This is a genomic window from Mycolicibacter icosiumassiliensis (assembly GCF_900078685.2).
In the GTDB taxonomy this organism is placed as follows: Bacteria; Actinomycetota; Actinomycetes; order Mycobacteriales; family Mycobacteriaceae; genus Mycobacterium; species Mycobacterium icosiumassiliensis.
Genome location: NZ_LT546166.1, coordinates 2786769 through 2794678, shown reverse-complemented (window position 1 = coordinate 2794678; position 7910 = coordinate 2786769). Strand labels below are relative to the sequence as shown.

Annotated in this window: 10 protein-coding genes; 3 read left to right on the top strand and 7 right to left on the bottom strand. The window is 67.0% G+C overall.

The genetic code is table 11. The features are described from left to right. Both BN4346_RS49945 and nadA read right to left on the bottom strand, forming a co-directional pair. The coding region (locus tag BN4346_RS49945; protein ID WP_407695141.1) for a hypothetical protein at window positions 1–75 on the bottom strand (75 nt) is incomplete at its 3' end. Continuing rightward, window positions 72–1124 (bottom strand): quinolinate synthase NadA, encoded by a 1053-nt coding sequence (gene nadA / locus BN4346_RS37300; RefSeq protein WP_067973383.1) that lies wholly within the window; start codon window positions 1122–1124, stop codon window positions 72–74. The genes nadA and BN4346_RS49945, both read right to left, overlap by 4 nt. Window positions 1125–1169: 45 nt before the next feature. Here nadA and BN4346_RS37295 point away from each other — a divergent pair, with 45 nt between their 5' ends. Both BN4346_RS37295 and BN4346_RS37290 read left to right on the top strand, forming a co-directional pair. After that, entirely contained in the window at window positions 1170–1862 is a 693-nt protein-coding gene (locus tag BN4346_RS37295; RefSeq protein ID WP_067973381.1) for an NUDIX hydrolase, read from the top strand. 42 nt (window positions 1863–1904) lie between these two features. Continuing rightward, entirely contained in the window at window positions 1905–3242 is a 1338-nt protein-coding gene (locus BN4346_RS37290) for a lipase family protein (protein WP_067973377.1), read from the top strand. On the opposite strand, the gene BN4346_RS37285 is transcribed toward BN4346_RS37290, so the two are convergent. The 3 genes from BN4346_RS37285 to bioB are packed head-to-tail and all read right to left on the bottom strand — an operon-like array spanning window position 3208 to window position 5074. Next, window positions 3208–3840: a DUF2567 domain-containing protein gene (locus BN4346_RS37285; protein WP_067973374.1), complete on the bottom strand. Its 633-nt coding sequence runs from the start codon at window positions 3838–3840 to the stop codon at window positions 3208–3210. The genes BN4346_RS37290 and BN4346_RS37285 overlap by 35 nt on opposite strands. After that, window positions 3837–4076: a biotin synthase auxiliary protein BsaP gene (gene bsaP / locus BN4346_RS37280; protein WP_407695086.1), complete on the bottom strand. Its 240-nt coding sequence runs from the start codon at window positions 4074–4076 to the stop codon at window positions 3837–3839. The genes BN4346_RS37285 and bsaP overlap by 4 nt, the downstream gene beginning before the upstream one ends. After that, window positions 4076–5074, bottom strand: a complete 999-nt coding sequence (bioB, locus tag BN4346_RS37275; protein ID WP_067973365.1) for a biotin synthase BioB — start codon at window positions 5072–5074, stop codon at window positions 4076–4078. Before bioB ends, bsaP begins: the two co-directional genes overlap by 1 nt. 47 nt (window positions 5075–5121) lie before the next feature. Here bioB and BN4346_RS37270 point away from each other — a divergent pair, with 47 nt between their 5' ends. Next, entirely contained in the window at window positions 5122–5709 is a 588-nt protein-coding gene (locus BN4346_RS37270; protein ID WP_067973363.1) for a TetR/AcrR family transcriptional regulator C-terminal domain-containing protein, read from the top strand. A gap of 12 nt (window positions 5710–5721) precedes the next feature. Here BN4346_RS37270 and BN4346_RS37265 read toward each other — a convergent pair whose 3' ends face one another. Next, window positions 5722–6162, bottom strand: a complete 441-nt coding sequence (locus BN4346_RS37265; protein WP_067973360.1) for an SRPBCC family protein — start codon at window positions 6160–6162, stop codon at window positions 5722–5724. Between the two features lie 74 nt (window positions 6163–6236). Further along, complete coding sequence (locus BN4346_RS37260; RefSeq protein WP_067973358.1) at window positions 6237–7766, bottom strand: HNH endonuclease signature motif containing protein; 1530 nt, start codon at window positions 7764–7766, stop codon at window positions 6237–6239. Window positions 7767–7910 lie beyond the last annotated feature (144 nt).

Below are 7910 nucleotides of genomic sequence, written 5' to 3'. Positions count from 1 at the left end.
CGCGGCCAGCCCGCCGACGCCGGTGCCGATGACGACGACATCGGCCCGCTGCTGCCAGCTGGGACCAGGGGTCACTTGCTGACCGGGACGGAGTGTCCGATCGCGATCATCCGCTGCACGCTGCGGGCTGCCAGCCGTGCCGTCTCGGGGTCGACGTGGATCTCGTCGGCGCCCTCGGTCAGGCTGCGCAGCAGAGCCGCCGGGGTGATCATCTTCATGTACTTGCAGGCCGCCTTGCGGTTGACCGCCTCGAAGTCGACTTGCGGCGCGGCCTTGCGCAGCTGGTGGATCATGCCGATCTCGGTGGCGACCAGCACCTTGCGGGCCCCGGTGCGCGCGGCCTCCTCGAGCATCCCGCCGGTGGACAGGATCTTGACCTGCTCCTCGGGGAAGTGGCCCTCGCCGACCAGGTACAGCGACGACGTCGCGCAGCCGCACTCGGGGTGCACGAACAGTTCGGCGTCCGGGTTGGCCCGCGCCTTCTCGGCAAGCTCGTCGCCGTTGATGGCGGCATGCACGTGACACTCGCCGGCCCAGATGTGGATGTTCTCGCGGCCGGTCACGCGTTTGACGTGCTGGCCCAGGAACTGGTCGGGCAGAAACAGCACCTCGCGGTCGGGATCGATCGCGTTGACCACATCGACGGCATTCGACGAGGTGCAGCAGTAGTCGGTCAGTGCCTTGACCGCCGCGGTGGTATTGACGTACGACACCACGACCGCATCCGGGTATTCGTCGCGCCAGGCCTGCAGTTCCTCGGCGGTGATCGAGTCGGCCAGCGAACAGCCCGCCCGGGTGTCTGGCAGCAGCACCGTCTTGTCCGGGGACAGGATCTTGGCGGTCTCGGCCATGAAATGCACGCCACAGAACACGATGGTGTCCTCGTCCGCGGTGGCCGCGATCCGGGCCAGCGCCAGCGAGTCCCCGACGTGGTCGGCGATGTCCTGGATCGCCGGCAGTTGGTAGTTGTGGGCCAGGATCGTCGCGTTGCGTTCCCTCTTGAGCCGGAGAACCTCGGCCACCCATTCCTCGTCGGGTTCGATACCGCTGTAGCCGGCCGGCGAGTTCACGATGCGGTCGGCCAGGCTGCTCGCCTGCACACCGCTGTCGGTGAGGGTGGTCATGAGTGACTCCTTCTCAAAACAGGTTTTCGACTTATAATCGAAAACGTGGTCCATACTAGCACCGCGCACGAAGTGCTCACCGTGGTCTTCCAGGTTGGCGGCCTTGACCAGCGCCGACCCCGACTCAACGTGCTGCTGTGGGAACGCGCGCGCGAGCCGCAGTCGGGGCGCTGGTCACTGCCCGGTGGCCTGCTGCGCAGTGACGAGGATGTCACGGCCTCGGCCCGCCGCCAGCTCGCTGAAAAGGTCGACCTGCGTGAGATCGCCCACCTTGAGCAGCTGGCTGTGTTCTCCGACCCTCGCCGGGTGCCCGGCGTGCGCACCATCGCCTCGACATTTCTGGGCCTGGTGCCCTCTCCCGCCGATCCGGAGCTGCCGAGCGACACGCACTGGCATCCGGTCGACGACTTGCCGCCGATGGCGTTCGATCACGGACCGATGGTGGCGCACGCCCACAGTCGTCTGGTCGCCAAGATGTCCTATACCAACATTGGATTCGGCTTGGCGCCAACGGAATTCATCTTGTCAACGCTGCGCGACATCTACAGTGTCGTGCTGGGCTACCAGGTCGATGCGACCAACCTGCAGCGGGTGCTGGTACGCCGCGGGGTGATCACCCGCACCGGTACCACTGCCCGTTCGGGCCGTAGCGGGGGCCGTCCGGCGGCCCGATACCGGTTCACCGACTCCGAACTCCGGGTCACCGACGAATTCGCCGCATTGCGCCCGCCCGGGTGAGTCGACTGGAATCTTAACGGCCTCTTAAGCAACAATGCCGGGATGGACGCCGACAGTCTGGCCCGCGAAACATCTGTCGAGTGGATCGGGCAGGCCCCGCACCAGCCGCTGCAATCCGGCGAACGGCCGCTGCGGCCGGACGAGGACCCGTTCTATGAGCCACCGGCAGGCTTCCAGCACGCCGTGGCCGGCACCGTGCTGCGCTCCCGGGACGTCGAGCTGGCCTTTCTGGGCCTGATCCCACAACAACTGCAGGCCACCCAGCTGCTCTACCGCACCGTCGACCGCAACAACGTCCCGCAGGTGACGGTGACCACCGTGGTGGTGCCGACCGACCGGGATCGGACCCGGCCGTGCCCGGTGGTGTCGTACCAGTGCGCGATCGACGCGGTGGACGGCCGGTGCTTCCCGTCTTTCGCGCTGCGTCGCCGCGCCAGGGCGCACGGGTCCTTCACTCAACTCGAGTTCGTGCTGATCGCAGCCATCCTGTCGCAGGGGTGGGCGGTGTCGATCCCCGACCATGAGGGCCGCTTCGGCCACTGGGGGGCACCGTATGAGCCCGGCTACTGCGTGCTCGACGGGCTGCGGGCCGCACTGGGCACCGAGCAGCTGGGACTGTCCCCCGATGCCCCGGTGGGCCTGTGGGGCTACTCCGGCGGCGGCCTGTCCACGGCGTGGGCGGCTCAGGTCTGCGGCGACTACGCCCCCGACCTCAACATCGTCGGCGCCGCGCTGGGCTCACCGGTCGGCGACCTGGGCAACACGTTGTTGCGACTGAACGGATCGTTCTGGTCTGGTTTGCCGGCGCTCATGATCGCCGCCCTGCGGCGGGTCTATCCAGAACTCGACAGTTTCGTCGAGGAACACGCCACCGTCGACGGACGTGAGCTGATGCGCACGTTGGAGTCCACAAGCACCGGAGCTGCGGTGCTGCGTCTGCACCACCGTTCGTTGAGCACTTACATCGACAAGCCGCTGGACGAGCTGGTGGAGACCCCGGTGGTACAGCACGTCTTCGAGGACACCAGGCTGGGATCCATGGTGCCGACCCCTCCGGTGCTGATGGTGCAGGCCATCCACGACCAGGTGATCTCCGTCGACGACATCGACACCCTGGCCGAGACCTATGCGGCCGGCGGCGTGCGGATCACTTATCACCGCGATCTGCTCAGCGAGCACGTGACACTGCATCCACTGTCGGCACCGATGGTGCTGGACTGGTTGCGCGACCGGTTCGCCAACCGGCCGCTGCCGCAGGCCCCGGTGAGCAGCGCGTGGCCGGCGCTGCTGAACCCCAAGACCTACCTCGGGCTGTTGCGTCTGGGTGTGGTCGCGGGCCGGGTCATCACCGGCGGGGCGGTGCGACGCCTTCCGTTGTGACGGCAGGCTGCGGTCGCCGCACGGGTTCGGGCGGATAGCCGCCGAGGTCGTCGCGAGTGCTCCAGGTGGCGCACATGCCGTACACCAGCGCCGCGGTGGCCGCCGGCAACAGCAGTGAGGCCGCGATCTGCAGCGGCGAGTGCCCGAAGAACACCGGTGGCCCCTCGGCGACGTAGTGCACTCGGTGTTCGGGACTCAGCGGTGCGCCATCCACGTCGATGGTGCCGTAGCGGCGCTGTACTAGGACGGTGCCGGTCAGTACGGCAAGCGCCGCCCCAGTGCCCAGACCCACCAACAGGCCGGCGATCATGCCCGGTCCCCGATGCGCCCGCCACTGCCAGGCCAGGGTGGCCGCTACCACCGCTACCACGCCCAACAGCGCGAGCAGCAGGAACGGCGCGATGAAGAAGTTCTCGGCCTCGTTGCCCAGATAGGCCCGCACCCGTTCGCCGCTGCGGGTCAGTGCCACCACGCCGTTGATGGGCGGGGCGACCCAGGCCCACAAGGCGCCGATCGGCAGGCCGACGGCGGTCAGTCCGGTGGCGATGATCAGGTAGGCCCGTCCCCGCGTGATCCGCGGAGCACCGCCGGGCGTCACCGCTGGGTGTCCAGGTCGGTCGAATCCACCAGGCCATGCCGCGAGCACTTGGCCCACCAGCCATCCGGGCGGACCTGCACCATCATCCGGCGTCCGCAGGAGGCGCAGAATCGCGGCGGTTCCAGACCCAATTGGGCGGCGGTGGGCAGCGTGGCGCCGGCGGGATCGTCGATCTGTACCCCGGTGTAGACGTTGTAGACACCGGCTCCCACCGGAACGGGCAGGTCGCGGACCATCACAGGGTGGCGTTGAGTGCCTTGATCGGCATCTGCAGGTCGTCGAGCAGTTCCAGGTCGGTCTCGGCCGGCCGGCCCAGGGTAGTCAGGTAGTTGCCGACGATGATCGCGTTGATACCGCCCAGGATGCCCTGCTTGGCGCCCAAGTCGCCCAGGGTGATCTCCCGGCCGCCCGCGAAGCGCAGCATGGTGCGCGGCAGGGCCAGGCGGAACGCGGCGACGGCCCGCAGCGCGTCGGCGGCCGGCAGCACCTCCAAGTCGCCGAACGGGGTGCCCGGGCGCGGGTTGAGGAAATTCAGCGGTACTTCGTCGGGGTTCAGCTCGGCCAGATCGGCGGCGAACTCCGCGCGCTGCTCCAACGTCTCGCCCATGCCCAGGATTCCGCCGGAGCAGACCTCCATGCCGGCCTTGGCCACCATCCGCAGGGTCTCCCACCGCTCTTCCCAGGTGTGGGTGGTGACGACGTTGGGAAAGTGCGACCGGGCGGTCTCCAGGTTGTGGTTGTAGCGGTGCACGCCCATGGCGGACAGCTGGTCTACCTGCTCCTGCGTCAGCATGCCCAGCGAGCAGGCGATCTGGATGTCGACCTCGTTGCGGATGGCCTCGATACCCGCGGCGACCTGGGCGAGCAGCCGCTCATCGGGTCCTCGTACCGCGGCGACGATGCAGAATTCGGTGGCGCCGGTCTTGGCAGTCTGCTTGGCGGCCTCGACCAGGCTGGGAATGTCCAGCCAAGCACTGCGCACCGGCGAGGAGAACAATCCCGACTGCGAACAGAAGTGGCAGTCCTCGGGACAGCCACCGGTTTTCAGGCTGATGATGCCCTCGACCTCGATCTCCGGGCCGCACCAGCGCATCCGAACCTCGTGGGCCAACGCCAGCAGCTCATCGAGGCGATCGTCGGGCAGCTGCAGCACTTCGAGAACCTGATCCCGACGCAACGCTTCGCCGCGCTCCAGTACCTGTTCCCGGGCCAGTGCCAGGATGTCGTCGGTCACGCGTGCTCCCCTCAAGACTTGAACGGTGTTCAGGTTAGGGTAGCGGGGTGCAGCTGCACAAACCTGACCCCAAAGATGAGATCGTCGCCGCGGCAACCACCATCCTGGACGACTACGGCATCGCCGATCTGTCGATGCGCCGGCTGGCGCGCGAACTCAACGTCAGCCCCAGCGCGCTGTACTGGCATTTCGCCAACAAGCAGCAACTACTGGGTGCGGTCGCCGACCGCGTCTTGGCGCCCGCCTGCGCCGACCCCGGGCCGGGCAGTTGGCAGTGGCGGATCCAGACCGTCGGTGAACGCCTGCGCGATGCGCTGTTGTCCCACACTGACGGGGCCGAACTGGTGTCGGCCAGCATGGCGGCAGGCCAGTCCCAGGCGGCCACCGGCATTCTGGCGCTGCTGGCGGAGTCCGCGACCGCCGCAGGCGTACACCCGGATCAGGCCGGGCAGGTCGCGCGCACCGTCGTCTACTACGTCTTGGGGTTCACCGCCGACGAGCAGTCCCGCCTGCAGTGGGATGCCGCCGGGGCCGCGGAGATCACGACCGACGCCGACCCGAGCAGCGCGTTCGCGTTCGGGCTGGGATTGCTGATCGACGGGCTGGCGATGCGGGCCCGAGCCACGCTCGGCTAGCAAGGGAGCGGATCAACGCGTCAACGCGCGTTCAGCAGCTCGAGTCACACTGACCATGCCCGTTTGGACCAGGGGCGCAAACAGCCGCGTCAGGAAGTCTGCCAGCACTGGAGTTTTCAGCTGGAACGTTGAGGTCCAAATGATTTCGGCGCCGCCAGGAACCTCTTGGAAGGTTATCGATCCCCCGGCGTGTTCAATGCGCGGAATTGTCGACAGAGTCTTATAGGCCATGAAACGCGGCCGCTCGAATGCGGTGACCATTTCGGTGACCTTGGAGCCCACACTGGCGAATTCTCGAACGGAGCCAACACCATAGGGCTCAGGTCCGTCGGCGGGACGTACTCGGGAGTAGAACATTCCGGGTACGGCGGCCCAGTTCGTCCCATCCGCGATCCAATCGAAAACTTCGTCAACGGGTGCCGCGATCGACCGTCGCATGCTCGCTGTTCGCATCGGCGTCACCCTTCGATCTGCATAACCCGCCGTCGTACTACCAAGTATTGCCCGTGGCGCCGGTGCTTCGCGCCTTAGAAGGGCGGTGGATCGTCAGGGTCGATGCTGCGTGCCGCTTTGGGGAACCAGATGACCTCGGACGCGGCGCGTCGGGCTTGGCGGGCTTTGCGGTTTTGGTTTCGTTCGGCCGCGATCCGGTTCGCGCGGTGTTGGGCGCGGGTGCGTCGCCGTCGGGGCATCATCGCGGTGCGGTCACCGCAGCGGTCATCGTTGCGCCGCTTGGGTGCCGGCAGGTTCCCGGTGGGTGCACACAAGTGCGGGAACAGCAGGGAACTGCCCGGGGTCGTGACGTAGGTCTGCCCCGACGGCGAAGTCAGGATCACCGTCCCGTCGGGCAGCTGCTGATCACGCCACCCCCAGAAGGTTTTCACCAAATGATGTGTGCGGCAATAGCATTTGAGATTGGAACCATGGGTAACACCACCGTCGCCACGAGGAATAGTATGGTCGAGGTCGCACTCGACTGCTGGCCGGTCACAGCCCGGCCAGCGACACGTCAGATCCCGGCACCGCACAAAATCAGCCAGCGCTTTCGAGGGCACATACCCGGGCTCCGGCGGGGCATCGGCGGGGTGCACCAACGACACCAACCGGGCCGATCGGGCGAGCTCGGCGACCAACTCCGGCGGGATCAGCCCATCGGCTTCGACCAATGAACCCGGCGCATCACCAGTCCCGTCGACGGTGGCCTGCTCGGCGATCACATGAATCACCACCGGCGAAGCGGCCGCCCGGCCTCCGGCCGTACAGTCAGAGCGGCCGCAGCGGCAACCCAGCCGATCGGCCCGCGCTGCCAACGCCCCCATCGCATCGGCCCGCCGCTGGTCGCGAGTGCGTGGATCGTGCTCACAGACCGTGGCGGCCAACGCATCCAGCGCCTTGTCCACCGCTCGCGCATCAACGCTGAACAGACTGCCTTGGATCTCCGAGATACCACCTTCGGCAAAATCCCCGAACACGATCTCGCGTTCAGCCTGCCGCTCTTTGCGACGGCGCACCGCATCGGCGTCGACTTTGGCCACGATCTTGTCGACCTTTCCCGCCAACCGGCTCTTGGTCAGCGACGGCCACCGTGGCACCTGCGCCGCCAACTGGGCGTCGACGGCCGCCAGCACCTCCGGGTCGGTGATCAACCCGGTGCGATACACCAGCGTCTGAAACAACCGCATATCGATGTCGCCGGCCTTGAACACCTCAGTCACCTGCGGCAACCGTTCACGCATCGCCCGGGCATAGTGCAACCGACTGCCCGTCAGCCCCTGACTGATCCGCAACGCCGCCGCCACCTCCGCAGCCACCGCCGCCTCGGTGTCCACCGCCCACTCCTCGGTCTCACCACACCCGCTCAACCGCAGCGCAAACAACTCCCCAATCGCCACCAACTGCGCCGCCGCCGCCCGATTCTCCGCCCGACCCGCCGCACAGATCCGCTCCATCAAGACAGCCGACTCCGGCGTCACCGACGGATAACGCCGGGCAAACCGCTCATTGAGTCGCGCGACCGACTCCGGAGACGGAAGCCTCGACGAGAACGGTTCGAACATACATTCGATTATAGCAGGGATCGCCGACACACCGACTGTCCGACACACCGACTGAAGCCTTTGTCAGGATCGCGTTATTCACAACGTGGCTGTGAGGAGTTTCCGGTGAGTCGTGGTCCGATCACGACGACTCCGTTGGCCTAA

Excerpts from the sequence above, each read along its gene's own strand:
- BN4346_RS37290 (WP_067973377.1), top strand. The coding sequence starts at position 1,905 with ATGGACGCCGACAGTCTGGCCCGCGAAACATCTGTCGAGTGGATCGGG.
- bsaP (WP_407695086.1), bottom strand. The coding sequence starts at position 4,076 with ATGGTCCGCGACCTGCCCGTTCCGGTGGGAGCCGGTGTCTACAACGTC.
- nadA (WP_067973383.1), bottom strand. The coding sequence starts at position 1,124 with ATGACCACCCTCACCGACAGCGGTGTGCAGGCGAGCAGCCTGGCCGAC.
- BN4346_RS37260 (WP_067973358.1), bottom strand. The coding sequence starts at position 7,766 with ATGTTCGAACCGTTCTCGTCGAGGCTTCCGTCTCCGGAGTCGGTCGCG.
- BN4346_RS37265 (WP_067973360.1), bottom strand. The coding sequence starts at position 6,162 with ATGCGAACAGCGAGCATGCGACGGTCGATCGCGGCACCCGTTGACGAA.